21 protein-coding genes and 1 pseudogene are annotated in these 25,612 nt (G+C 44.7%); 11 read left to right on the top strand and 11 right to left on the bottom strand.

The genetic code is table 11. The annotated features are described in order from the left end of the window. Positions 1-21: 21 nt before the first annotated feature. From MSG35_RS00920 to moeA, 4 genes are all read right to left on the bottom strand, one after another. Complete coding sequence (locus MSG35_RS00920; protein ID WP_248382495.1) at positions 22-639, bottom strand: hypothetical protein; 618 nt, start codon at positions 637-639, stop codon at positions 22-24. Between the two features lie 11 nt (positions 640-650). Then, entirely contained in the window at positions 651-2,786 is a 2,136-nt protein-coding gene (locus MSG35_RS00915) for an LruC domain-containing protein (RefSeq protein WP_248382494.1), read from the bottom strand. Positions 2,787-3,041: 255 nt separating this feature from the next. Beyond that, positions 3,042-3,791: a molybdopterin-synthase adenylyltransferase MoeB gene (gene moeB / locus MSG35_RS00910; RefSeq protein WP_248382493.1), complete on the bottom strand. Its 750-nt coding sequence runs from the start codon at positions 3,789-3,791 to the stop codon at positions 3,042-3,044. 12 nt (positions 3,792-3,803) lie between these two features. Continuing rightward, positions 3,804-5,039 carry a molybdopterin molybdotransferase MoeA gene (gene moeA / locus MSG35_RS00905; RefSeq protein WP_248382492.1) on the bottom strand — a complete coding sequence of 412 codons (1,236 nt, stop codon included), beginning with the start codon at positions 5,037-5,039 and terminating at the stop codon, positions 3,804-3,806. Between the two features lie 216 nt (positions 5,040-5,255). Here moeA and folE point away from each other — a divergent pair, with 216 nt between their 5' ends. Beyond that, a complete protein-coding gene (gene folE / locus MSG35_RS00900; RefSeq protein ID WP_017061725.1) occupies positions 5,256-5,909 on the top strand; it encodes a GTP cyclohydrolase I FolE in 654 nt (217 codons plus the stop codon). 463 nt (positions 5,910-6,372) lie between these two features. Here the strand turns inward: folE and MSG35_RS00895 are convergent, their stop codons facing one another. The 4 genes from MSG35_RS00895 to MSG35_RS00880 form a co-directional block, all read right to left on the bottom strand. Next, entirely contained in the window at positions 6,373-7,026 is a 654-nt protein-coding gene (locus MSG35_RS00895; RefSeq protein WP_248382491.1) for a hypothetical protein, read from the bottom strand. After that, on the bottom strand, positions 7,019-7,558 hold the full coding sequence (locus MSG35_RS00890; protein WP_248382490.1) for a YaeQ family protein: 540 nt from the start codon (positions 7,556-7,558) through the stop codon (positions 7,019-7,021). Before MSG35_RS00890 ends, MSG35_RS00895 begins: the two co-directional genes overlap by 8 nt. Positions 7,559-7,675: 117 nt before the next feature. Beyond that, complete coding sequence (locus tag MSG35_RS00885) at positions 7,676-7,885, bottom strand: cold-shock protein (RefSeq protein WP_010430417.1); 210 nt, start codon at positions 7,883-7,885, stop codon at positions 7,676-7,678. Between the two features lie 448 nt (positions 7,886-8,333). Beyond that, positions 8,334-9,419 carry a PQQ-dependent sugar dehydrogenase gene (locus MSG35_RS00880; protein WP_248382489.1) on the bottom strand — a complete coding sequence of 362 codons (1,086 nt, stop codon included), beginning with the start codon at positions 9,417-9,419 and terminating at the stop codon, positions 8,334-8,336. 270 nt (positions 9,420-9,689) lie between these two features. Here MSG35_RS00880 and MSG35_RS00875 point away from each other — a divergent pair, with 270 nt between their 5' ends. The 5 genes and pseudogenes from MSG35_RS00875 (at position 9,690) to MSG35_RS00855 (ending at position 14,140) form a co-directional block, all read left to right on the top strand. Continuing rightward, a complete protein-coding gene (locus MSG35_RS00875) occupies positions 9,690-10,883 on the top strand; it encodes a multidrug effflux MFS transporter (protein WP_248382488.1) in 1,194 nt (397 codons plus the stop codon). A gap of 116 nt (positions 10,884-10,999) precedes the next feature. After that, a pseudogene (locus tag MSG35_RS00870) lies at positions 11,000-11,122 on the top strand (iron chelate uptake ABC transporter family permease subunit); the annotation flags it as partial. Positions 11,123-11,360: 238 nt separating this feature from the next. Further along, complete coding sequence (locus MSG35_RS00865) at positions 11,361-12,173, top strand: crotonase/enoyl-CoA hydratase family protein (protein WP_248382487.1); 813 nt, start codon at positions 11,361-11,363, stop codon at positions 12,171-12,173. A 93-nt stretch (positions 12,174-12,266) separates the two neighbouring features. Next, positions 12,267-13,451 carry an outer membrane protein transport protein gene (locus tag MSG35_RS00860; protein ID WP_248382486.1) on the top strand — a complete coding sequence of 395 codons (1,185 nt, stop codon included), beginning with the start codon at positions 12,267-12,269 and terminating at the stop codon, positions 13,449-13,451. Then, the gene (locus tag MSG35_RS00855) at positions 13,451-14,140 is read left to right on the top strand and encodes a hypothetical protein (protein ID WP_050648179.1); all 690 of its coding nucleotides are present in this window, start codon (positions 13,451-13,453) and stop codon (positions 14,138-14,140) included. The genes MSG35_RS00860 and MSG35_RS00855 overlap by 1 nt, the downstream gene beginning before the upstream one ends. A 113-nt stretch (positions 14,141-14,253) precedes the next feature. Here MSG35_RS00855 and MSG35_RS00850 read toward each other — a convergent pair whose 3' ends face one another. The 3 genes from MSG35_RS00850 to MSG35_RS00840 all read right to left on the bottom strand — a co-directional run bounded on the left by MSG35_RS00850 (position 14,254) and on the right by MSG35_RS00840 (position 18,100). Further along, positions 14,254-15,852 carry a bifunctional aspartate transaminase/aspartate 4-decarboxylase gene (locus MSG35_RS00850; protein WP_017091283.1) on the bottom strand — a complete coding sequence of 533 codons (1,599 nt, stop codon included), beginning with the start codon at positions 15,850-15,852 and terminating at the stop codon, positions 14,254-14,256. 147 nt (positions 15,853-15,999) lie between these two features. Continuing rightward, entirely contained in the window at positions 16,000-17,718 is a 1,719-nt protein-coding gene (aspT, locus tag MSG35_RS00845) for an aspartate-alanine antiporter (RefSeq protein WP_248382485.1), read from the bottom strand. A 109-nt stretch (positions 17,719-17,827) separates the two neighbouring features. Beyond that, a complete protein-coding gene (locus tag MSG35_RS00840) occupies positions 17,828-18,100 on the bottom strand; it encodes a hypothetical protein (protein ID WP_017109456.1) in 273 nt (90 codons plus the stop codon). A 245-nt stretch (positions 18,101-18,345) separates the two neighbouring features. On the opposite strand from MSG35_RS00840, the gene MSG35_RS00835 reads away from it, so the two are divergent. The 5 genes from MSG35_RS00835 to MSG35_RS00815 all read left to right on the top strand — a co-directional run bounded on the left by MSG35_RS00835 (position 18,346) and on the right by MSG35_RS00815 (position 25,564). After that, the gene (locus MSG35_RS00835; RefSeq protein WP_248382484.1) at positions 18,346-19,485 is read left to right on the top strand and encodes an efflux RND transporter periplasmic adaptor subunit; all 1,140 of its coding nucleotides are present in this window, start codon (positions 18,346-18,348) and stop codon (positions 19,483-19,485) included. Positions 19,486-19,494: 9 nt separating this feature from the next. Beyond that, complete coding sequence (locus MSG35_RS00830; protein ID WP_248382483.1) at positions 19,495-22,542, top strand: efflux RND transporter permease subunit; 3,048 nt, start codon at positions 19,495-19,497, stop codon at positions 22,540-22,542. Between the two features lie 143 nt (positions 22,543-22,685). Beyond that, the gene (locus tag MSG35_RS00825; protein ID WP_248382482.1) at positions 22,686-23,366 is read left to right on the top strand and encodes a DUF3313 family protein; all 681 of its coding nucleotides are present in this window, start codon (positions 22,686-22,688) and stop codon (positions 23,364-23,366) included. Between the two features lie 188 nt (positions 23,367-23,554). Then, positions 23,555-24,190 carry an SDR family oxidoreductase gene (locus MSG35_RS00820; protein ID WP_248382481.1) on the top strand — a complete coding sequence of 212 codons (636 nt, stop codon included), beginning with the start codon at positions 23,555-23,557 and terminating at the stop codon, positions 24,188-24,190. A gap of 261 nt (positions 24,191-24,451) precedes the next feature. After that, the gene (locus MSG35_RS00815; RefSeq protein WP_282449797.1) at positions 24,452-25,564 is read left to right on the top strand and encodes an NADH:flavin oxidoreductase; all 1,113 of its coding nucleotides are present in this window, start codon (positions 24,452-24,454) and stop codon (positions 25,562-25,564) included. Positions 25,565-25,612 lie beyond the last annotated feature (48 nt).

Genomic DNA, 25,612 nt, shown 5'->3' with positions numbered 1-25,612 from the left:
AGTTACCTGCTGTTAAACGATTTACTGCCAGACAATCTGAGAGTCGCCGCTAGAAACCACTTGTTGTAATGGAGGTTGACCATCGTAGAACCAAATCTCTATCAAGAGTGCTTCATGGTTTACCGGTGCTGCAAAGTTCGAGGCGAACACACCATTATCTAATGGACCTGCAATGACCTTACTGGAGTAATCCGGCTTCAAGGTTGAGTCATCTCTTGTACTAAATCGGCTATAAACGGTCACAAAAGAACGGTCTGTCGAAATGCTGCTGATGTCGATGTCGAGATCAAATTGTTCAACAGAGTTGTAGTCAAACCCGTCAGGTACCACCAAATCACTCATCGTATAGCTCTGTGCTGCTACCGCACTCGTCGCGGGAGACGGCGAAGGCGTTGCTGTTACCGGATTCGACGGGATTGCAGGTGCCGAGGGTGTAGATGGTGATGGAGTAGATGCACCGCCACCACCGCCCCCGCCGCCCCCACAACCGGCTAATACTAATGGCGCTGCTGCTAAAATAACGGCTAGTGACTTCTTCATGTTCCAAGTGCTTTGTACAGACATACGTTTTTCCTCAAAGAGATTGCGACTTGAATCAACGCAATGATTGTCTCGATATTGTTTAGTGTGAATAGTCATAACGTCTCTCCTTATGGTTCGTAACGTTGGTTGTCTGCAGGTGATTGGTACCATGTCTGGTTCGTTTCACCGCCGGATTCTGCGTATGGTTTAAATTCTGGGTAAGCGGTAACAATATCGACGTACTCTAAAGGCCACTCCCATTCGTCATCCGAAGTTACTATTAGCGCCCAAGGGTGGTTTTCTACTGTTTTGAAGTATTTACCTGTTGATGGATTACTGTCATCAACGCCTAATCCAGCTTCAAAGAGGTTAGTGGTATCAAATGCTTCGGTTGGCGCTTGGTCTGGCAAGTGAACCTCCCAGCTGCGTCCTGGATGTAGAGGTAGGTTTTCACCATGATAATACCCAGGCGTTGCGAAGATGAACGGGTCGTAAGGCATATCAGTCCAGCTGCCCGTACTCACACCGTCACCGGCTAAAGTAATACCAATTTGGAACGAGAACTGCTCATCTTCTTTACATCCATTATTGGTGCGGTAGAAGGTACAGCCAGTGCTGATTTTTTCTGTCAGGTCATTGGCGATAACAAAGATTGCTTCGCTACGTCCATCTTCTAGATCGAGGTCAGTGAATACGCCATTGTGTTTCATGTAAGAGCTGCCACTACTCACCAAGCTCGGGTCGAGGTTAGGAAGTCGAACAGCAAAACCATTTCTGTACGTTGCCCCGACAGCAGCTAGGCGGCCGTCTATAGTGGACTTAACGACTTTTCCATCTTTGAGGATTTCGGTAATGCGATACATAAGAACAGCGTCGTTCATGTCGTAGTCGGCTTTATATGGCCAGTTATCTTCGTACGCGAGCGTTGCGTAGCCAGAAGCACTTGGGAAGTAACGAGCGGTGGCACCATCGTTAAGAACATCGACTTGAATATCGACCACCTCACCAGAGGTTGAACCGCCAAAGTAACTTAGGTTGGTTTGTTGACTGAATCTAAATCGAGCCCACGTCGTACCGGTCAGTGCGTTGATATCGACATTTAGGAACAGATCGTTTTCACCAGCGTCTAACAGGTAATCTGTAAACACTTGCTCGTTGGCGCCATCAAAGCTGCCATCTTGGTTCCAGTCTATCCAAGCTGAAAGGTAACCGGTTGTTGAAGCTTCAATCACTACTTTTGAATCAAGTCCGGCTTCAAGCGCAGTAACAAAACCGATACCGCCGTTTGCCCATTCATCATCAATGCCCACACTTTCATCCGATTGCGGTGTTACGTAGCCATCAAGGTCAGCGTCGGGCGCGTCTGTACCTAACCAAGTCACGCCATCCAGTTCATGTCGAGGACCGTTACTTGCTAATAACGTTAGGTAGGTATCTGGAGCGTCACCGAAGTCGATGTTGGAATCTTCATCCACAACAGGCGCATTCGCACAGCGAGCACCATCATTTTGATTAGAAGAAGGGCCATTCGATACGAACTCTACAGCGGGAACGACACCTGCAGCGATGTTTGCAGCGTTCTCTGGGGATAGGTTGATACGGTAGATCTTACCGTCTTGATTTCGAGATACGTAGTAGTAGCCGTTTACATCGAAATAACCTGCGCCGAATGTCCCTGTTTCTCCAGTGTCACCTATGTAGGTTTCTGCGCCTGTAGTTGGGTTGAATTGGTACAAGCCACCCGAGTTATTGTCGATACCATATAAAGAGCCATCACTTGGGTGGAAGGCAAAGTCGGTCAACCTCACAGTTGCTGGACTACCAGCGATTTTGTTGACCGTGACGGTCGCATTCGGATCAGAGTCTAAAGGAGAGAGGTCAACGGTGAATAGCCCTTTTCCTGTACGGTATAAGTAGTAAACGTGATCATATACGTCACCTACATAAAAGGTGTGATCGGTTGGTAAGCCACTGGTATTGATGACTTCAGCTTGGAAATCCTGTCCAAGGCGCACCAAGCGTTTGTTGGTGGTGTCATAGCCATAAATATATCTGTCTTGGAAGTCGAAACCAACACCATTGATATTGGCATTCATACCCGTATCGTCTTCCAACAGAGTGGTTGAGCCGGTTACTAGGTTCACCCCCCAAACTTGCACTGGGGTGGATTGAAAGAGGTACGCCTTACTTGGACAGGTATCGAATGGCGCTGCGTTGGCGACTAGGGGGGCACTTAATAGCAAACTTAACGTTGTAATTCTCATATCTACATCCTTGTGATGGAAGGTCTAGATACTTTTACAAGTTACGTGCCAATTTTAAATTATTGATTTTTAAGGTTTATATTTTATGGCTCTGGGTTTCTCGTTGTATTCTCAAAATGAGAATTCAAATGAAACTAATCTCTCATAGAGTATTTCAAATTGATAAAGCGAGTTGCGAAGCTGATGTTAAGGCCTAAAAAAGCCCTGACTTTTAGTCAAGGCTTAGGCTTTCGATAAGAGGGGATAGGATTTAGCTTATCCACAAACCGAACAATTAGGCATCTTCATTAAATTCATTTCACGCCAGCTGTGAGACATGGCATCGAGAATCAAAAGTTTGCCTTGCTTTGGTTGTCCAAACTTGGCAATAACCTTGATAGCTTCCAAAGCCTGAGCCGCGCCTACCATGCCAACAACAGGTGCCATCACACCGGCTTCGACACAGCTTAGAGCAGCACTACCAAATAGAGCGCTCAAGCACTGGTAGCAAGGTGCATTTTCATCTTGATAAGTGAATACGCTAATCTGACCTTCCATGCGAATCGCAGCACCTGATACGAGTGGCGTTTTTGATGCGTAACATAAGCGGTTCAACTGATTGCGCGTTTCGACGTTGTCACTGGCATCAAGAACAAGAGAGTGTGCTTCGATCAAACTTGCTAGCGCTTCGTCATCAAGCCTGTGATCGACAGTTTCAATCGTCAGATGAGGGTTCAATACCTGCAAAGACTCAGCGGCAGAATCGACCTTCTTCTTACCAATATCAGCATCGGTGTGAAGTACTTGTCGCTGCAAGTTTGAAAGCTCGACAATATCATCATCGATCAGTGTTAGCTTACCAATGCCCGCAGTCGCCAGGTATTGAGCAGAGGCACAGCCTAAACCACCTGCACCTAACACTAAGATTGAACTCTGTTTCAGCGCTTCTTGGCCTTCAAAATCAAACTGTTTGAGAATGATCTGGCGATTGTAACGAAGCATCTCTGCGTCAGACAGTATTTCCATCAGCAAGCCTCGTTAGTAAAGCGTCGAGTTAAACAGTTGAATCTGAACCGTTTCACCGACTTCAACACGGCCACGTTCGCGCTCTAGTACCACAAAGCAGTTTGCTAAGCTCATTGAGCGGAAAGCGCCGGAGCTTTGGTTACCGGTTGTTTCTACTACAAACTGACCGTTTTCGATCGAGTAGATGCCACGTTGGTAATCAGTACGGCCTGGGCCTTTTTTGAATGCAGATTTAGTGATAGCAGGAATCGATTCTGGTGCTGTCCATGCGGTGTGACCTGCCAATTTAGCCAGCATAGGTTGAACTAACACATACATAGTCATCATTGCTGATACTGGGTTACCCGGTAAGCCACAGAACCACGCGTTATCCAACTCACCAAATGCGAACGGTTTTCCGGGTTTGATAGCGAGCTTCCAAAAGCCAATTTGACCGAGTTCTTCCAAAATATCTTTGGTGTAATCCGCTTCACCAACACTCACACCGCCAGAAGTCACAACAACATCTGCGAGTTCTTGAGCTTTCTCGAAGGTTTCTTTAAGCGTTGCAGGGCAATCAGGGATGATGCCTAGGTCAATCGCTTCACAACCAAACGCTTCAATCAGTGGTTTAATGCCGTAGCGGTTGCTGTCGTAGATCTGACCGTCTTCAAGAGGTTGCCCTAATGGCTTGAGCTCATCGCCAGTAGAGAAGAAAGCGACTTTGGGTTTGTGTGCCACAGTTACATGGCTCACACCGAGCGAAGCAATCATTGGAATGTCACGCGGTGTTAAACGTTCGCCACGGCTAAGAACGATATCGCCTTGTTTTATGTCGTCACCAGTAGGGCGAATGTTATTGTTCAGCTTGATGTCGTCTTGCTGAATCTCAATGCCAGCGTCAGTTTCAGCGGTGTTTTCTTGCATAATTACGGCGTCACAACCTTCAGGGATCTTCGCGCCCGTCATAATGCGAATACAGGTGTTTGCAGGCCATTCACCTTCAAATGGTTGACCCGCAAAGGACTTGCCCGCTAAAGGCAGCACTTTACCGGTCTCTAGGTCTGCTAAGCGCAGTGCATAGCCGTCCATTGCTGAGTTATCAAAAGGAGGTACAAAAATAGGGGATAGAATATCTTCAGCAAGTACGTAACCCAATGCTTCTGCTAATGGCAGTGATAAGGTCGTTTGAATAGGTTGAATTGGTGATAGCAGCTTATCTAGTGCTTCTTCAATTGGCATCAAGCCCGGAGCGTCGCAACAGCCCATAATTGAAATCCTTTGGTCGTTATTATTTTGATTTGGTGGTTGGCAATAGGGATTCAATAATTATCAAATCATGATGGTTCGCCAACGAAATTGCAGCCACTTTAGCATAGTTTAAGCCCCGTAAATAATGACCTCCCTTAAAATATGGGTGTATTTATTCAAAATTCCGAGTATCCTTGTTTGCCATCCAGAAGGGGTAATAAAAGAGGAAGTTCAATGTCAGGTCTTAGCGAATCAGCGAAGTTGGTTAAAGATGCGCTAGCAAGCCGCGGATTAGAGACACCAATGAGTCCTAACCAGGTTAGCCGAGAAGAGAAAAAGGAACGAATCGAACACCATATGCGTGAGATTCTCACTCTCCTTGAACTTGATCTTACGGACGATAGTCTGGAAGAAACACCGCAACGTATTGCTAAAATGTACGTGGATGAAATTTTCTCTGGTTTGGATTACGCTAATTTCCCTAAAATTACTGTAATCGAAAACAAGATGGGCGTTCGTGAGATGGTACGAGTAAAAGACATTACCGTGACCAGTACTTGTGAGCACCACTTAGTGACGATTGATGGTAAGACTGCGGTCGCTTATATCCCGCGTGGGAAAATCATCGGCCTTTCAAAGATTAATCGTATTGTTCGATTCTTTGCTCAGCGCCCACAAGTTCAAGAGCGTATGACTCAGCAGATCCTTGTTGCATTGCAAACGCTACTCGAAACTGATGACGTTGCTGTAACCATGGACGCCGTTCACTACTGCGTGAAGTCTCGTGGTGTAATGGATGCGACCAGCGAAACGACAACAACAGCTCTGGGCGGTATTTTCAGATCAAACCCAGCAACGCGCCACGAGTTCTTACACGGCCTGCGTTAATTCACTGCATTATTAGATGAATTCAATTTAGTCTCTGTAAATTGAAGTTCGTTGAAAATATTCTAAGCCTCGCTTTATGCGGGGCTTTTTTACGCCTGTAATGAAGTCAATTGTAATGACTACGAATGTCGTCATTCCCTAAAGCGAGGAACGAACGTAATAGGGAATCTTTTTTGATGAAGTGTTTATGGTATAGCTGGCTCGAGATCCCCGATCCAGTCGTTCCTCCTTCTCGGGGATGACGGCGTGTGAGGTAAAATACGAGGGTGAGGGGCCAGTGTGTATTCTATCTCCAGCCTTTTAGAAGAAAACGCTGCTGATCTTGCAGAATGAGCGACTCCTTAACTTTCGTCATTCCCTAAAGTAAGGAACGAGCGTAATAGGGAATCTCTTGCGGCCAAGCAGAAAAAGCACGCTCTGTAAAAATATAGAGCGTAACTAGAGTCAGTCGCTGGTGGGGTGCTTAAGAAAGGTTAAACAAACGCTTTAAGTGGTGAACAATACCGGATGGCTTGTTCTCAGCTTGATAGATGTTCAAACCATCGTAAAAACTGGCCATGAACTCTACGCGAATCTCATCATTACTGCTTCTCGATATGCGAGACAGTAGCGTAGCGGCTACAGCTGCGTGATCATTGGCTAGGCTGTAATCCATTCCTAGTCGTCCTTGAATGAACAACCACAAATGCGTGACTAGTTTTAACTGTTGAGCGTTAGAGTTTTGAAACTTGTCGCTGTGTTCAGTGCCCACTGTATTATCGAATACATTTTGCATCGCCTCATTCGCTTCTTTATTGCTTTCAAAGCGATAGCTTGCATCGATATGTACCTTGGTTAACAGGCCAAGTAACGTCTGACGTGCCGAGTTGTCCGGCTTGTTCTCGCAGGCGTGTTTAAACAAAGCGTGGTTTTCATCAATAAATGACGACAGCTCTTTCTCGTAGCCTGACGAAAGCGCTTTGACTGAGTCTAAACCTGCTTCCTTTAAACACTGGTGAAGCTTGGTTCTAGCTTGTTGTTTAGCTTTGATTTCTTGCTGCGCGTCGGCTTGCTGCTTGGCTTCTTCTTGCAGGCTAGCTTCTGTTTGCGAACTATTCGGGGTTGGACGCTCAGTCATTACTCTGTAGCTCTTCCCACGTTACTTCTGCCGATTGAGTATCGCTGTTAATGAAAGCAGAGTTGCCTGACAGCATGACTGAAAGATCCATCGTACGTTGTGTCATCGCTGCTAGCTGCTCAATGCCATCGTTGTCTAGACGAACGATCTGAGCTTTTAGGTAACCGAATTTACCTTTGTTCTGCTCCCACCAAACGTTTGATTTAGTGTTGAAGCTAAATACACGCACGGATTTAGATAGGCGAGTTGCCTTCTTAACACGCTCTGGATCGGGTTCGCCTACATCAACCCATTCTAGGATTTGATCATCTAACGACTTCTGCCATAAATCGGGTTCTTCAATGCTAGACAACCCTTTAGTGAACTCAAGTTCAGGAGATGCATTGATACAGAAAGCCATGATACGAGCCATCATTCGCTGTTCTGTTTCAGAAGGGTGTTGTGCAACCGTTAGATTAAAAGAGTCGTAATAGTCGCGATTCATATCGGTTAAAGAGATACGAAACTTGTAGATTGTCGGTTTAAGAGCCATTGAGAGGGTGTCTTAGGTAGAAATAGTGAAGGGGAATATTACCTTAAATCTCTGAATAGCGGGTAAAAAAATAGCCAGCAGAGGCTGGCTATTTTTAGAAAGCTTTAAAATACCAGATTAAAGTACTTTGATGCTGTCAGCTTGTGGGCCTTTTTGACCTTGAGATACTACGAACTCAACTTTTTGGCCTTCAGCAAGAGTTTTGAAACCGTCGCCAGTGATAGCAGAGAAGTGTGCGAATACGTCTGGGCCGTTTTCTTGTTGAATGAAGCCGAAGCCTTTAGTTTCGTTGAACCATTTTACTGTACCAGTAACTGTGTTAGACATGATGATATCCTAAAATTAAATTTTTATTTTGAGCCAATTGTGGCACTGATAGCGCGGAAAAGTTTATTGCTATTGCGTACAACACAACGGGGTTACTAGTAATCCAACGAAATGTTTATATACAAAGAACTTTCTTTCTAGCCGGAGTGAAGTCTAAATCAAATCAGGGGATAGTCAATCGAATCCATAGTGAAAGGTTGCAGAAACTTGGGGGTAGTCAAACTTTGCATTCCTTAAATATCATGGAGTTACAGTTGTATGGTGATTTGTTGTAGTTTTTGTGAAAAAGGTGGTCGAAATTGATGACGAATTTGGAGTAATTGCACTGTTTTAGCGCATTCATTTTTGCAAATTTAAAGCCGCTAACTGGGCGTTAAGCCCACTTTTAACGGCTTATATTTATAAATGTCGTTGTAAGGTAAATGCCTTTACTTGAACGAGGTCTCGGCTACTTTTTCAAGCGGTACAGGTTGCCATTATCAGTGCTGAAGAAGATGTCTCCGTTTGGTGAAGTTTCGATGTCTCTTATCCTTTCGCCCAAGTCCTCTAAAATGCGTTCTTCCTCGATTGCCTCACCTTGCTCATTGACTGTCACAATATTGATGTGAGTAAGTTTTAGTGCTCCAGCCAGCAGTTTGCCTTTCAGCTCTGGGTATTTGTCTCCTTGGTAAACAATCAAACTGCCCGGAGCGATTGAAGGAACATAGACTTTTTTAGGCGCTTCAATGCCATCTTTGGTTTCAGATTCGCCAACGCTGATAGGGCCCCAATACTCTTTTCCGTGTGAGGTGACTGGCCACCCGTAGTTGGCACCTGCTTTTATTAGGTTGATTTCATCACCACCGCGAGGGCCGTGTTCAATTGACCAAAGCTTCTGAGTCGGGAAATCGTAATACAGGCCTTGTGGATTGCGATGGCCAAAGCTCCAAATCTCATTGAGCACCTTGCTGTTATCCGAGAATGGGTTATCGCTTGGTGTGCTCCCATCGGCATTCAGTCGTAATATTGAGCCGGCGTGAGTCATGGTATCTTGGCCGTTGTCTCGATCACCACGGTCACCGATTGAAAAATACAGGTGGCTATCATCAAAGGTGATACGGCTACCAAAGTGACGTCCGGTGTCCGTTCTGGATTTCGACACAAAAACGTCTGTCCAATTGGTGACTTCATTATTGCTGTAATTAGCAGAAGCCAGTGTTGTTACACCTTCACCATCGACGTCTTTACTGTAAGTGACGTAGAACTTTCCGTTTTCAAAAGGGGAGAGTGCAATATCCAATAATCCACCTTGGCCTTTCGCCCATACATTGGGTAGCCTGAACAGTGTGTTTTGATCGCCTGTTTTTAAATCGACATGTTTAATGACGCCTGATTTTTCTGTGACTAGCATCGACTTATCGTTGACGTAAGCTAAGCCCCAAGGGATAACGAGTCCGTCGGTGATCTTCTCTGCCTGCCACGCAAAGGCTGACGTTACAGGACCTGAGGCAAACAGCGCCAAAGCACTTGAAAAAATACGGTGATGAGTGTTCATTGAAGTCCCTTGATTATGAGCATCTAGTGTTAGTCTAGCGCTTGTGGCCGATAGGCGGAAAGCCGAGGTTGCTGAAAAGTGACTATTCACATATTTAGTTGAACGACTATTGTATGATTATACAAGCTCACGTATGTTTACTGTGCCTTTCTCTATTTGATCCCGTCGGAGCATTATGAACAACTCGTCAGCAGCATTTTCGCTATTTTCTCAGTTTTTATGTTGTGAGTTAGATACGCACGATTTTTCTTCAAATGGACGTATTAAACGATGAGTCGTGGATTTGATTTTAAATCGATCTTACTTGCGTGTTTGGTCATCAGTGTCGGCCAGCTCAGTATGGGCTTGGTGTTTCCTTCTTTACCTTGGATCGCAAAAGATTTTAATGTCTCGCTAGAGCAAGCTCAGCTTTTGGTGAGTGTGTATTTATTGGGCTTTGGTCCTTCCCAGTTTATTTATGGCCCTATTTCCGATGCTTTGGGACGCAAGAAGGTGCTGTTAAGCGGTTTGTTGATTGCCATGCTGGGTCTCTTGATGATCATCTTCTTCAGTCACTCGTTTACTAGCATGGTGATGGGGCGATTCCTGCAAGGCTTAGGAACCGGTTGTTGCGCGGTACTTGCTCGTGCGTCTACGCGAGACAGATTCAGTGGGGCAGATTTGCCGCTCGCGATGTCTTACATTGCTATGGTTGCGTCTATTACACCTTTGATTGCGCCGGTTATCGGTGGATTCATTAACTTCCACTTCGGTTGGAGCATGGTGTTCATCTCACTACTTGGCTATGTCTCATTAGCTTGGGTGGTGTTAGCGTTCAAATTTAAGGAAACCGTCACTCAGGTTTCGGCGATCCCTTCGCCTAAGAAAATGGTTTCTCAATATAAAGAGTTACTCACTTCTCGTTATTTTATGAGCTTTGCGAGTATCGGTTGGCTTAACTTTAGCTTGATGATCACCACTGTGTCGGTGATGCCATTTATCATGCAGAACCAGATTGGTATGACGTCAGATGAATACGCGATGTGGGCGGTGATTCCTGCATTAGGCATGCTGGGCGGAACAAGCTTATGTAACCGCATTCGCCCTATGCTAGGTAACAAGAAAACTCTGTTATGCACACCTGTGTTACACGTTGCTGCGGCTTTGTGGCTGTTCTTCTGTCCACTCGAGCCTTTGTATCTCATGCTTGGCCAGTTCTTGATGATTCTTGGTAATGGTATTGCGTTACCTTGTGCTCAGGCGTTAGTGATGTTGCCTTATAAGAAGAACGCTGGCGCGGCTGCTGCGATGTCTGGCGGCGGGCAGATGGTGGTCTCTTCAATGGTGAGTATGGGGCTGGTTCAGTTAGGGCTAGGGGAAGCGTGGCATTTATCGCTCGTCATCATGCTGTTCACATTGATTACCCTGTTTAACATTTTGCGTGGTTTCAGTAGCCAAGAAGCGAGAGAGTCCCAGCTCAGTTAGTTGTTTAGGTAATTAGCTAGCTGCCTCGCTAGTGGAAACGAAAAGGCCATTGAAATGATGAATTTCAATGGCCTTTTTAATGTTCAGCGTTTGGGCTTAATTTGTCAGAATATAAGCTATTCGCCGACTGGTTAGGGCAAGTGGTGGTGTTCCCAGCGCAGCTTGCAGCAGGGACGTTAGTTTCCATTATTGGTGGCAGCTACTTCATCTTCTTGTTACTGAAATCTCGAAGAACATAGCTTCTGCTAATGACCTCACGCCATTGCTAATCAAAGCTATTGGCAATCAAATCCATTGGCGATAAAAGCTACGAATAAAAAGCAGTGAATGGAGCGATCCATCACTGCTTTTTTGTTGGTGTCGTTTATGTAAGGGAGAATCGTTAAGCAACACAGGTCTCGCTTCTTAATGTGCAAGTTTGGCATATGTTAATAAAATGTATAACCTGAAGGTCTGACCACTGATAAGGTAGCCACCATGCCAAACCTCGATCGTATTACTTGTTCTATCGATGAAAACCAAATTGCGACGGTTGTGTTGAATCGACCCGATAAGCTCAATGCTATTGATATGGCAATGTTCCAAGGCGTGAATAACATGGTTACTCAGCTGAAAAAGAACACCGAGATTCGAGCTGTAATAGTAAAAGGCGAGGGTTCTGATTTTTGTTCAGGGCTTGATGTTAAGTCTCTTTTGACCAGTAAATCCGGGGCGATGAAGCTGTTGTTTAAATGGCTACCGACATTGCCTAACGCTGCACAACACTTTTCATTGGGTTGGCGAGATATTCCATGCCCAGTCATTTTTGCGATTCATGGTCGTTGTTGGGGAGGTGGTCTGCAATTGGTCAGTGGTGGTGATTTTAGAATTGCTAGCCCGGATGCGAACTTCTCAATATTGGAAGCAAAGTGGGGTCTGATTCCAGACATGGGAGGCGCTATCGCCTTTAGAGAGCTGATGCGTAAAGATCACACCCTTGAAATGGCGATGACGGCCAAAGTGATCGACTGTGAAACCGCGAAAGAATATGGGTTGGTGACCAAGATTGCCAAAGATCCTTACGCTGAAGCCTATGCGTTGGCACTTGAGTGTGCGAATCGGTCGCCAGATGTCGTTGCTGCTAACAAGAAACTCTACAACAAGACTTGGTGGTCAAGCCCAGGCATGGCTGTGTTCTACGAGACTTGGTATCAGATAAAGGTTGGGTTAGGTAAGAACAGGGCGATTGCTGCTCAACGTGAAATTCATCGAGACAAACCACGCCCTTACGTCGCCAGAAAGTTTAAATAGCGTTTGTACAGGAATAATGGATATTCCCTTTGTTTATAGGGCTTTGCGGTAACCTTAGAGCAATTTAATGTCTAAGGCTAAATGAGCGCTCTGATGAACAAAACTTTTACTTACTCTCTAGCTGCCACTGCAATTTTTACTAGCTTAAATGCATTCGCAAGTGGCCTGTTTTTGCAAGAAGCTGTCGTTGCTAATGCCGGTACTACTGGCGCTGGTGACGGTGTTTACACTCGCTCTGCAGCGGCGATGTGGACTAACCCTGCCACTATGTCTCACATGGGCGAAAGCAAAACGACCATTAACACTATGGCGTTTGATCTTGAGATGCAATATCAAGACAACTTGGATTCAAATGACAATGGTAAAGCTCATTCCATAATGCCTTCATTTGGCGCCTTCCACGCGCATCAAGTCACAGACAAATTACACCTTGGTATTGCGCTTGGCGCTGTTGGCGGCTCTAGCCTTGATTACGGCAGTGAGTGGGCGGGTGCTGCACTTCTAGAAGATATCACTCTCACTGCAATGCAAGTAAACCCATCACTGAGTTATAAGCTGAATGACCAGTGGTCAGTGGGCGCGGGTGTTCAATTCAGCTGGGCTGCGTTTCAACAAACGACATCAATGCTTACTGCTAAACAAGATACTGACTGGGCATACGGTTATAACCTTGGCGTAATGTACACACCAACAGATAAACTCAAATTAGGTGCGAGCTACCGTTCTAAACTCGAGCATGAATTCAACAATGATGTAAACGGTAAGCTAGGTGCTGACGCTTTGAATTCGTTGTCTACAGATATTGCTCTTCCTGAAATCATCGATGTCAGTGCAAGTTATGCATTGAACTCTCAACTTGATCTACTTGCTAGCATTCAGTTCCACCGCTGGAGTGCGTGGGACGAAACGGTATTAGATTTCGGAGCAACTAATTTAGGCGGAATTCCAATCGAGCGCGATTGGGACGACGTGTGGAAGTTTGCGGTTGGTGCTGACTATCAATTGAATTCAGATTGGCGTTTAAAAGCGGGCTTCTCTTATGAGACTTCTCCGCAGGATGATCCTTCAATGCAGTGGGTTGACCTTCCTGTAGGTGAACAGTATCGCTACTCGGTAGGTGCTTCAACGTATTGGGATGATATCTTGATCGAAGTGTTCTACGAATACGCAGATTTGGGTTCAGTTGATATGAACCGCAGTGGACCAAAAGGTAATGCTTTGCTAAACGGCTCATTCGATGGCCGTATCCACTTTGTTGGCGTTAGCGCAACCTTCTAATGACATTACGTAATCTATTACTTGTTGCTGCGGCAATGCTTGGTTCGACGGGTGCTTTTGCTGAAGAGAAGCACCCTGACGACCCGACTAAAATCGTAACCAAAGCTGGCGTTGCTTATAACGAAGATTTGCAGTTCTCTGGGTCTATTGGGCTTGATGAAGCGCGAATGATTAATGCTCGTGTCAATGCGGACGGCGAAGAGTGGCGAGTAGGCGGCTCATGGCTGTTGCCCATGGGAATCGTCAATTTCAACTTTAGTCGCTCTGAGTATGATAACGATGCTTACAAGAACAACTACAGTATTGGTACGTTTATACCACTGAGTTATTTTGATATTGAGCCGTTTGGTTGGCAAATCTTCCCTATGGCTGGCTACAGTTATAATGATGGCGAAGTAGCGGTTTTCGATGATGACAACGTTGGCTCTGACTATGTATTGATGCCGAGTGCAACACACGGTGGCTACATTGGTGCGTTTGGCTTAAAAACGATCACTGATGAATGGTCTATCATGGGCTTCGGTGGTGGTTCAATGGGCTCTGATGATTATTCAGGGTATTGGGCAGGTGTCGGTGCTAGCTACAAGTTGAGTGATGCTCAATCATTCAACTTCTTCACTATTTTTGCTGAGGATGATTTCGGTGAAAATAACAGTGTTGGTGCGTCTTACACCTATGAATTCAAATAGTTATTCTCATATATCGTCTTAGATAAAAAGAACTGAGTGTAGGGTCACCAATTTAGTGAATCTACACTCAGAACTTATCGCTTTTCTATGAGCTTTCTAGTACTGAAGTCTTGCTAGCAAGCCGCTTCGTAACGTTCAACATAGCTTTGCATTACCGCGTTCATCGCTTTCGTGATATTGGCGTATTGTGCTTCTTCTAGGTTCGCTAGAGAGACACGCAGAGACCACGTTGGCGCATCAAAACCCGCTCCTGGCATCACAATCACGCCATGTTCTTCTGCAAGGCGAACCAAGAAATCCAGCGGCTCATACGTTTCTTCTAACCATGCGAAGAAGTCGTTGCTGTGAATCGTTTGAGCAATTTCTTTCAGATCAATCTCCACGTAATAGAACGCACCGGTTTGATCGCCTTCAGCAACGATTGGCGCGGCTAAGTTCTTCTGCATTAGAGTGTGGTAGCGACGACGCACTATCTGTTTTGCGAGTCGTTTGTACTCTTCGCCATCCTTCATCAAAGACAACAACGAGAACATTGTCATTTGAATCTGCTGAGGTGTTGAAAGGCCGGCTGTATGGTTCAGGGCGACTGCACGGCTGTCTGCAACTAAACGGTCAATGAACTTAATCTTACTAGGCTCAAGTGCAATTCCTTGGTATCGCTGAGATAACGTGCTTCGAGTGTCTTCAGGAAGATCTCGAATCATGCGGTCGAAATTATTGTCTTCGTGTACGCCAATCACGCCTAAACGCCAGCCTGTTGCACCAAAGTACTTAGAATACGAATACACTAGAATCGTGTTCTTCGGAGCCAGCATCGCTAGTGATGTGAAGTTATCAGCGAAAGTGCCATAAACATCATCAGTAAGTAGGATGAGATCAGGACGACGGTTAGCAACCTCGGCAATCTTATAGAGTGTCTCATCACTTAATCGAACCGAAGCTGGATTGCTTGGGTTAACGAGGAAGAAAGCTTTAACACTTGGATCGTTCAGTTTTTCTAATTCAGAGTCTGGGATTTGCCACGCAGACGCTTCATCAGCCATGATTTCTACTTTGTTGAGCGCGTAATCTTCTAGCTCTGGCATTTCGATATACGGAGTGAAAATCGGCGCACCAATCGCGATGGTGTCACCAGGGTTTAATAGTCGGTTGCTCTTTAGCGTGTTAAAGATGTAAACCATTGCCGCCGTGCCACCCTCAACGGCGAACAAGTCAAACTTTCCTGCAGGTAATGGCTGCGAGCCCGCCATTTCTTGTTCAATGTATTTACGAGCAATGAGTTCCGAATATTTGAGCATGCGATCAGGCACTGGGTAGTTGTTACCTAGAATCCCCTCAACCCATTCATAAATAAGCGCATCACCGTCTACCTGATATTGATCCGTAATAAACTGGAAGGCTTCAATGAGGAATTGCACACCTTCTTGGTCTTCGTATTTTTCACAAAACTGAAGAAAGCGCAGGCTAATATCTTGTTGAACTCCCATTCCACCGAAGCCTTCATACCCTGAGAAATTCGATTTTGATTCTTCTAGTGCAAACATACCTAATTGGAAAAAGGCTTCACGTGGCGCTGTCGCGACCCAGTTTGGGTTACCACGACCAGCGTTGATCATGGTTTTTTCATGTGAATGCTGAGCTAGGTCGATCAGTGTGTTTTTTACTTCGAATGGGCTTAGTGTTTCTAGGCGTTTTTCATCTGTGCGTTTCATAGTCGTTTCTCTTTTAATTTGTTTAAGATCCAAGTTTTTTGGATAGATAAGTGAGTCATTTCTTTGAGCAGCTAGCCTGCTTGGCTAGCTACTGTGTTAAGTCGTTAATTAATAAGTTGAATCATCTATTGGCTGATTCGGTGTTGATTACGAGATTTTGGTGATTAGGTTGATGATGATTGGACCCCATAAGGTGAGGAAGATATTGGCAACCGCATAAGTCATCGTGAAACTCGGTACTGGTGTGCTGTTTTGTGTTTTTTCTAGTAGCGATGCGAATGCAGGGTTAGCACTGCGACTACCAGCCACAACGGCTAAGGCTTCTACCGGGTTTTTGATTTTCAATACGTAGTAGTTGAACAGGAACGTAAGTATCTGAGGAATGAGTGTGACCAACACACCAAGCAGCAGCAGGGTTACGCCATTTTGTTTGATAGCCGTCAGTGCTGGAGCACCTGCATTGATGCCCACTACAGCAACGAACACAGCAAGGCCAAAGGTTTGCATGAAGTTAGCGGCACCGTGGTTAATGCTGCCCATACGTGGTGTGCGCATTCTTAAGTAGCCAACCAATAGGCCAGATACCAAACAACCTAAACCTGAACCTAGAGCGATATGAGAACCGCCGATGGTGAAACCAATCTCGCCAATTAGATAGCCAAGCACCATGCCGAAAGACATTGTTACGAAGTCAGTTACGCTTGGAAGCGGGCTGTTGTAGCCGACCTTTTTGGCTACTTTGGCTAGGTCTTCTTTTTGGCCGACAAGAGTGACTTCATCACCAAGGTGAAGTTCGGTTTCTGGTAGCGTTGAGATGTCGTGCCCCATACGAGAAACCTGTGTTACGTATACGCCTCGACGTACGTTCGCATTGGTTTCATCACGCAGTTTACGCAGAGTAACGCCAGCGAGTTTTTTGTTGGTCAGTACGATTTTTTGTCGTGTGTGAACCACATTGTTTTCTTCGCTAAATTCACCGATCTCAATACCCAGCGAGGTCACTTTAGGGAATGCTTGAGTTAACCCTGTAAGGTAGACTTTGTCGTTGGCTGCCAAGATTGGGTTTTTGGTCAGATCTAAGCTTGTGTCTTTGTCTTCATTTCCTCGGTGAATCGCTTCAATTGTTAGGTCTGCATTGAACGCTTCTTCAATCTCAAGCACGCTTTTGCCAACAAATATTGAATTGCTACCTACTTGATAAGCACGTGATGACACTCGGCTTAGTGCTGAGAATTCCCCTTCATTTAACTGTTTGCTTCCAGAGCCCATTTGTTCAGCGAGCTTTTTCGCTTCTTTAGTGATGTTCCAACCCATTACCATAGGAATGAGTGACATCATTAGAATCGGACCAAGAGAACCGAAGATGTAGGTGATTGAGTAACCCACAGCCACGTTTGTTTTAAGTGTTGAGGTGACATCGGGTGCTAGGTTCAGCTGTTCGATAGCATTACCTGCAGTACCTATGATTGCCGATTGTGTTAAGCCACCAGCCGCAAGGCCCGCCGCTAAACCTTTATCTAGTCCTGCCCATTTAGAGAGCAATACAACCGTGATTAATCCTACAAACGTCATCACAAACGAAGCGAATAAGCGTGTTAGCGATGAAAGGCGGAATGACGAGAAAAACTGAGGACCGCCGTTGTATCCCACCATAAAAATAAATAAAGCAAAGAAGATGCTTTTTACTTCGTTAGAGATCGCGATACCGCCGATCTGACCAAGTGCAACGGCTACCAGAAGTGAACCAGCAATACCGCCAAGTTCAAATTTACCTATTTTGATTTTGCCAATTAGGTAACCAAGACCTAATGAGAGAAAAAGAGCTATGAATGGATAGTCTCTTAATTGTTCAATTATAAATGACATAGTAAATCCTTAATGGAACATCATGTTAATAACTCGACGTTCCAATTTTTAGATATGTTTTATTTAAAGTGGCGTTTCATTATTAACGCCACTTAGACAATCATAGTGCTTAAGAACTTTGCTTTTTATGGTGTAAGCGTGATGATTTCTTATGTGCGTGCGTTTTATCTTTATGGTGCTTATTGTGGTGACCATCTGGATGATGATTAACTAAATGTTTGTGACCTTCAGGTTCTCCGCCATGAGGGTGGCCAGAATGAGAGGGTTGATGTTCTCTATATTCTAAATGGTCTTTATTATGTTTATGGTCGACATCTTCTCCATATACACGTTTCATTTTTTCTTTAATTGCTACTTTTGTATGGTGTGCTTGATTAGACATATTTATCTCGGTTAGTTGTTTAAGGAACGAGGAGGATTATATCTATTTGTGGCTAAGATAAATCACGTGATAATAAAATCGACATAAATAAGGTAAATGATTTTTACTTGATTGTTTTTAACTAAGTTGTTGTATTTATTTGTTTTATTTTTATTTTATATAGGCTGGATACGATGTTATAGGAGTTTTATTTATTGGGGGTGGTGAACGTTATAATGGCCGGACTTTAAACACGAGGTGAACACATGAGTAAATATAAAGGCGTTATCGTCGGGTCAGCTCTATTTATATTGTTATCTTTTGTCTTTGGCTTTCATTATGTGAAAGGCGAAGTTATCAAAGAAAAACTAGCAAGTTTTAAATTACCAGCGACTTCAGTAACAACACAGAAAGTAAATAAAGAAGTATGGAATGAAAGTTTACAGGTGATTGGTAATATCCATGCCAACCAATCAGTCAATGTTTCGAGTCAAATGTCAGGGCAAGTAAAAGAAGTACTTTTTAATTCGGGTCAGTATGTAAATAAAGGTGATGTGTTGATACAGCTTGATGATGCTCTATTGAAATCTAATTATAAAAGCCAGTTATCGAAATTGGAATTAGCAAGAGTTGAATTAGTGAGAAACAAAAAGCTATTAAGAAATAACAGCGTATCTCAAAATTCGGTTGATAAGCTTACTGCTCAATTTAATTCGGAATCTGCAAAGCTTGATTACATTGCTACTCAGATTGAATACATGAAAGTGAAAGCACCATTTTCTGGCAATGTGGGAATTAGAAAAATTGATGTGGGTGATTTTATTAATTCAAGCACCGAGATTGTAGACCTAGAAGATAGCTCTAAACAGTTTGTCGATTTCTCTATTTCGGAGCTTTACCTTCACGACGTTCAAGTAGGGCAGACGTTACAGTTTGAATCTGATGCCGCTAACGATGAAGAGTTTCATGCAACGATTTCAGCGATTGAACCGAGTTCAGACGCGAGTACACATAACATCGAACTGCGCGCGGTGACGACAGAACCAGTGCCGTTGGAGTCGGGCATGTACGTCGATGCGACATTAACGACATCAGAATCAAACACCGTGATCAGTGTGCCTTCAGTGGCGATCAGCTACACATTGTCTGGCGATACAGTATTCGTTTTGGACCTAGCAACTAAGGCTGTAAGTCAGCACTCAATTGATACACCTTTTTATGAGTATAAGGTGGTGCAACGCACCGTTGAGGTTGGCCCAAAACAAGACGGGTATGTAGGGATCCTTTCTGGATTAACAGAAGGGGATGTAGTAGTGACGTCGAATCAGCACCAACTCAAAAATGGCGGTTTGGTGCTGGTTAATAATCAACGACCACTCGTTACCGATACCAAGAAAAGTAACTAGGATACTCCCATGACATTTACTGATGTATTTATCAAACGCCCCGTTTTGGCGACGGTATTGAGCCTTGTGTTGTTGGTCTTGGGTTTAAAAGCCTTTACCTCTCTACAAGTCCGCCAATACCCAGAAATTGAAACCGGCGTTATTACGATCACAACAAGCTACCCAGGTGCCAGTGCATCCAGTGTACAAGGTTATGTAACGCAGCCGCTTCAGGCCGAGATCGCTCAAACAGCAGGCATTGATTACATGACATCGGATAGTGCCTTGGGTAAGTCCGTGATTACCGTGTATTTGAAGCTGGGTTATCCGTCGGACGGCGCGTTGACTGAAATTCTGTCTCTGGTACAGCAAGTGAAGTACAAGCTTCCTTCTGGCGTTCTAGACCCGAGTATCCTTAAGTCGACATCGCAATCACCGATCTTATATGTCTCATTCTCGAGTGACACGTTGAAAACCGAACAGGTGTCAGATTACGTAAGCCGAGTTGTGAAACCGACCTTTTCAACCGTAGAAGGGGTGTCGAAGGTCGATATTTTAGGTCAAGAAGACTTTGCGATGCGTATTTGGCTGAAACCTCAAAAGCTTGCTTCGTATGGTTTAACAGCGACTGACGTACAAAACGCTTTGCGTTCAAACAACATTGTGAGTGCGGCGGGTAAATTGCAGAGCCCTTATATCGAAGTTGATATTAACGCGCACACAGACTCTAGCTCCGTTGCTGACTTTAAAAACATGTCGTTGAAGACACACGATGGCCAGTTGGTGCATTTAAAAGATGTGGCGACCGTCGAATTAGGGGCGACAAATTATGATTCAGATGTTTTGTTTAACGGTGTCACAACGGTTGCAACCGCGATCAGTAACACGGCGACGTCTAACCCATTAACCGTAGTGCAGGGGATCTATGAATTACTGCCACAGTTAAAAGCAAGCTTACCTGACGGTATCAAAGCCAATGTTATTTATGACTCGACTAAGTTCATCGAGACATCGATTGATGAAGTAGCAAAAACGCTGATGGAAGCAGCTCTGATTGTTGTGATTGTTATCTTTGCGTTCTTAGGTTCAATGCGAGCAATGTTAATTCCACTCGTAACGATTCCGCTGTCACTGATTGGGTCAATGTTCTTTATGTTAAGCATGGGTTTCAGCATCAACTTGCTGACGCTATTGGCGATGGTATTAGCAATTTCTTTGGTGGTTGATGATGCAATTGTGGTGGTGGAGAACACTTTCCGTCACCTAGAGGATGGCACGAGCCCAATTAAAGCTGCCATGGACAGCGCACGTGAGATCGCGGGGTCGATTATTGCGATGACCATTACATTGGCGGCGGTATACGCACCAATCGGTTTCATGGGTGGCTTAACCGGTAAGCTGTTTACTGAGTTTGCGTTTACCTTGGCGGGTTCGGTTCTGATCTCTGGATTTATTGCTTTAACACTGACACCCATGATGTGTTCAAAAATCCTAAACAAGTCTGTTTTAGATGGAAAACTGGTTAAGAAAATCGATGCAGTTATTGCAGGTGTAACCGAGCAATACCGTAAGGTTCTAGAGCATGTGCTGAATAACCGAGTGTACATTTGGCCAGTCGTTGGCACGTTATTGATAAGCCTAGTGTTCATGTTTATGAATACCGCATCCGAGCTTGCTCCTGAAGAAGATCAGGGCGTAATGATTGTCATGGGGCAAGGGCCAGCACAAGCGAACACGGACTATATACGTCACTTTACTCCAGCATTGACTGAAGCGATTTCAGATAATGATGAAGTACAAATGACCATGTTGGATAACGGCTATATGCACAACAACGCTTTCTTTGGCCTAGGTGTATTGAAAGATTGGGATTCACGCGAAGCAACGGCGAAAGAGGTGATGCAACGCTTCGAGAAACAGAGTTCTGTGTTACCGGGCTTGCAGGTGTATACCTTCTCTCCACCGGATCTACCAGGAACACCACAGGGCTTGCCATTCCAGATGGTACTGAAGACACCAACAGGCTCGTATCAAGATCTTTACCAGTACGCAGAGAAATTGAAAGAGTACGCACAGAAGAGCGGTAAGTTTATCTATGTTCAAAATGACCTTAACTTCAACAAACCACAGGTAGAGATAGAGATCGACCGCGACAAAGCCGCGCAAATGAACGTGAGTGCGCAAGATATCGGTACGGTATTGTCTCGCTTCATCAGTGAAGGGTTCGTCAACTACTTCTCGATGGATCAGCGTAGCTATCAGGTGATCACTCAAGTTCCGAACGAGAATCGTAACTCTTGGGATGACTTGAAGAACTACCACGTTCGATCGAATACCGGTGAGATGGTACCGCTGGCTTCGTTAATTGAAATTAGTGAATCTGTTCAGCCATCAAAAGTGGATCAATTCCAGCAGCTAAACAGTGCAATGATTGAAGCGAAAATGATGCCGGGTGTCAGTATTGGTGAAGCGTACAAAGTAATGGAAGAGGGAGCCGCGAAGATTCTGCCTACGTCGTACAGCACAGATACATCTGGTCAGCTTCGTCAGTTCTTACAAGAAGGTTCTTCGTTGGTAACAACGTTCTTCCTAGCTTTGGTGATCATCTACTTGGTACTGGCTGCGCAGTTCGAAAGCTTGCGTGACCCATTGGTGGTATTAACCAGTGTTCCATTGTCGATTTTTGGTGCTTTGATGCCGCTCTACTTGGGCATTGATACGCTCAACATTTACACCGAGGTGGGCTTGGTTACCTTAATCGGATTGATCAGTAAGCACGGTATCTTGATTGTGGAGTTCGCGAACCAGATGCAGCAGGAGCTGAAATGCAGTCGTCGTGAAGCTGCCATCCGTTCGGCAACGGTTCGAATGCGACCAGTGTTGATGACAACGGCAGCGATGGTGGTTGGTGTTGTTCCACTGCTAGTGGCATCGGGCGCAGGCGCACAAAGTCGATTCTCGATAGGCTTGGTGATTACGGTCGGCATGTCGGTGGGTACATTGTTCACCTTGTTCGTTGTACCAACCATCTACACCTACTTGGCTGCGGATCATACCGTTCAAGAACAAGAAGCTTAACTATAGTGACGAACGAATTGTTATGAAGAGTTCGTCCAACAAAATTATTTACTAACACCAAAATTAACTTAACACGAATCCTATCCATGAGCTTGACCGCTTAGGGATTCGTGCACTCAAAATTCAGGAAATTAGAGGTTCACATGAAACTACATTACTTATACCCACTACTTGCGTTATTCACTGTTGGTTGCGCTAGCTCAGTCCCGAACAAAGAAGAAATTAAAAGTGTCGATTCAGAGCACTATTTTGTAGATAGCAAGTTTGATGACGACATGGCAGGCATGTCTTGGATAGCAAAAGACAGTGCTTCACATTATTTTAACCAATTCAAATTCAACAGCATAGAGATTAAAAGTGCAGGTATCGACAAGCGAGTATCTAAAGAGGTGCAAGAGCAATTCAAGGCGCAGATTCTTAGCAGTATGAACGATAAATTGAAGCACAAACTGCAAGGTTACGAGAACGTGATGTTGGAAAATAAAGTGCTCGATATTAGCGTTGTATTGTATGGTATTGATGACGTCCCGGAAGATATTCGTGTTACAGAATTTATTCCTGTTGGCTCGGTTATTGGTGCAATTAAATATGCAGCGGGTACTCGAGACCGCTCTATTCGTGTGTTGGCGAGCGTTGACTTAAAGGACCATGATTCTGCTGAATTGATCGGTCGTCGTATCTTTGTAGTAAATGACAACGGTGTACTAGAGAACGATAAGTCAGAGATAACTATTAAGATGCTCGATAAAAATATCGATCAGATAACCAAACAAGCGGTCGATTTTGCTTTTGAGGCGACTTATCTAAATAACAAAAAAGGTTAAGTGTATGCTCAGTGTGAGTACGTCACTTTATTGTTATGAGCGATTAGGTGGTAGAACAGTTGTCGTTGGTGATGATGATAAATTATATACTTAATATTGAGACTTATTCGCATTTATTGATCTGGGCGAAAGAACCGATTAGATTGTGTCGTTAGTATTATGAACAACATGATTTTTTTGAGGTATTTATGAGTACAGTCGTTGTATGGGGGGCAGGTAGCGGTTTGGGTGCCGCAATGGTCGAGCACTTTCACCAACAAGGTTTTGAAGTTATCGCGATTGCTAGAAACCCAGAAAAGAACCCACGCTTGGCTATCCTTGGAGTAACAACACTGAGCTGCGATGCGACCGACAAGCAACAAGTTGAGAAGACGGTGGCTGAGTTGCCGAAATCGGCGTTGGTGATTTCAAGTATGGGCAGTTTTAGAGCGGATGTGCCAGTTGACTATATTGGTCACCGGTATGTGATTGATGCTTTGGAAACGAATGACATTAAGCGCTTTGTATTGGTGACGTCTTTAGGTTGTGGTGATTCATGGCAATACTTGTCAGAGCGCTCTAAGAAAGGATTTGGCGCTGCCGTTCGTGAAAAATCGTTGGCAGAAGCGTGGTTAATGTCGAGCTCGCTGGATTACACGATTTTACGTCCTGGTGGCTTGTTAGATGGTGAAGTGACGGGTAACGGTGAGTTTTCTCAACATGTGGAAGTGCATGGTGTGATTTACCGACAAGAAGTAGCGCGACTTATTGAAACCTTGTTGACGAACGAAGCGAGTATCGGCCAAGTGTACCAATGTATCGACCCTACGGTTAAATACGGCTAACTCTTTTAAAGCGTTAGTCAGAGGTATCTCTACCTAACTATAAACTTCTAAAGCCGTTTAGCCTGACTGAACGGCTTTTTGTTTGCTTCCTATATTTTCTCTATCTCCTCGCTTTTGAATTCATTTATAGCCTGTTTCTTATGTGAGAGTGCCGCTCTCTTAATCTAGATTAAGTTTTGCTTGTCATATTCTCTGTAGTATCCGCGTCAATTAGCCCCGTTAGATGGGCACTTGCGTAACACGATTGAGTGAGGAATAGATTTGAGTACTTTGTTTACAGAAACCCGCATTGGCACCATGACGCTTAAAAACCGCTTCATGAGAAGTGCAACGTGGGAAAATATGGCCACCGAAGATGGGCATATGACAGATAAACTGTACGCTATCTACGAAGAGTTGGCTCAAGGTGAAGTTGGCCTGATCGTGACGGGTTACGCGAACATCGTTGAAGAAGAAAAGCCGAATGCGGGCATGATGGGGATGTATAACGACTCATTCATTGAAGAGTATCAGAAGCTGACTCAACTGGTGCACGACAACGACTCTAAAATCGTGATGCAATTGGCTTATGGTGGCACCAAAACCACGCATGATCTTGGCGAACGAGTGATCTACGCACCAAGTGAGGTTCCAGAAAAAGGCACTCAAACACTAGGCAAAGCGATGACTAAAGACGAGATCGACTACATTGTTGATGCCTTTGCTCAAGCGTCTTTGAGAGCACAAAAATCAGGCTTTGATGGCGTTGAAATTCATGCCGCTCACACTTATCTGATTAACCAGTTCTTAAGCCCTTATTACAACCAACGTGAAGATGAGTACGGCGGTAGCTTAGAAAACCGCATGAGATTTTTGTTAGAGATCTATACCGCGACGCGCAAGCTGGTGGGCGACGACTTCCCAATTTTAGTTAAGCTCACGGCATCTGAATTTTTTGAAGGTGGCGTCACCTTTGAGGAAACACGTATTGTCTGTAAAAAGCTTGAACAAGTGGGCGTGGATGGCATTGTCGTGTCAGGTAATATTCATGGTAAAGCAGACACTATGATTGGCGAGTCGCACGATGGTTTTACCATTCAAGCTGAAGGCTACTTCCATGAGTATGGTCACGCGATCAGCCAAGACGTTAACATCCCAGTGATCACGGTAGGTGGCCTAACGGATTTTGATGCTATCGAAGCGATTGCAAACAACACGGGCATTGAGTACTTCGCGCTTTCAAGACCGCTGCTTTCTGAACCGTATTTAGTGAAGCGTTGGAAGGAAGGGGATAGAAGCCCTGTTGAATGCGAACGATGCTCTAAGTGTCGTACTAAGCGCGGTAACTTCTGCGTGGTGAATAAAGACAGAAAAGTACAGCTTGCACGCATGTAGTCGCTGAGCCCAGCTCCAAGCGAGCTCCGAAGTTTATAGCTGAGTCTA

This window comes from Vibrio sp. 1CM23M (assembly GCF_023161755.1).
GTDB classification, from domain to species: domain Bacteria; phylum Pseudomonadota; class Gammaproteobacteria; order Enterobacterales; family Vibrionaceae; genus Vibrio; species Vibrio coralliirubri.
The sequence above is the reverse complement of the archived record's forward strand: the minus strand, read 5'-3'. Positions and strand labels throughout refer to the sequence as shown.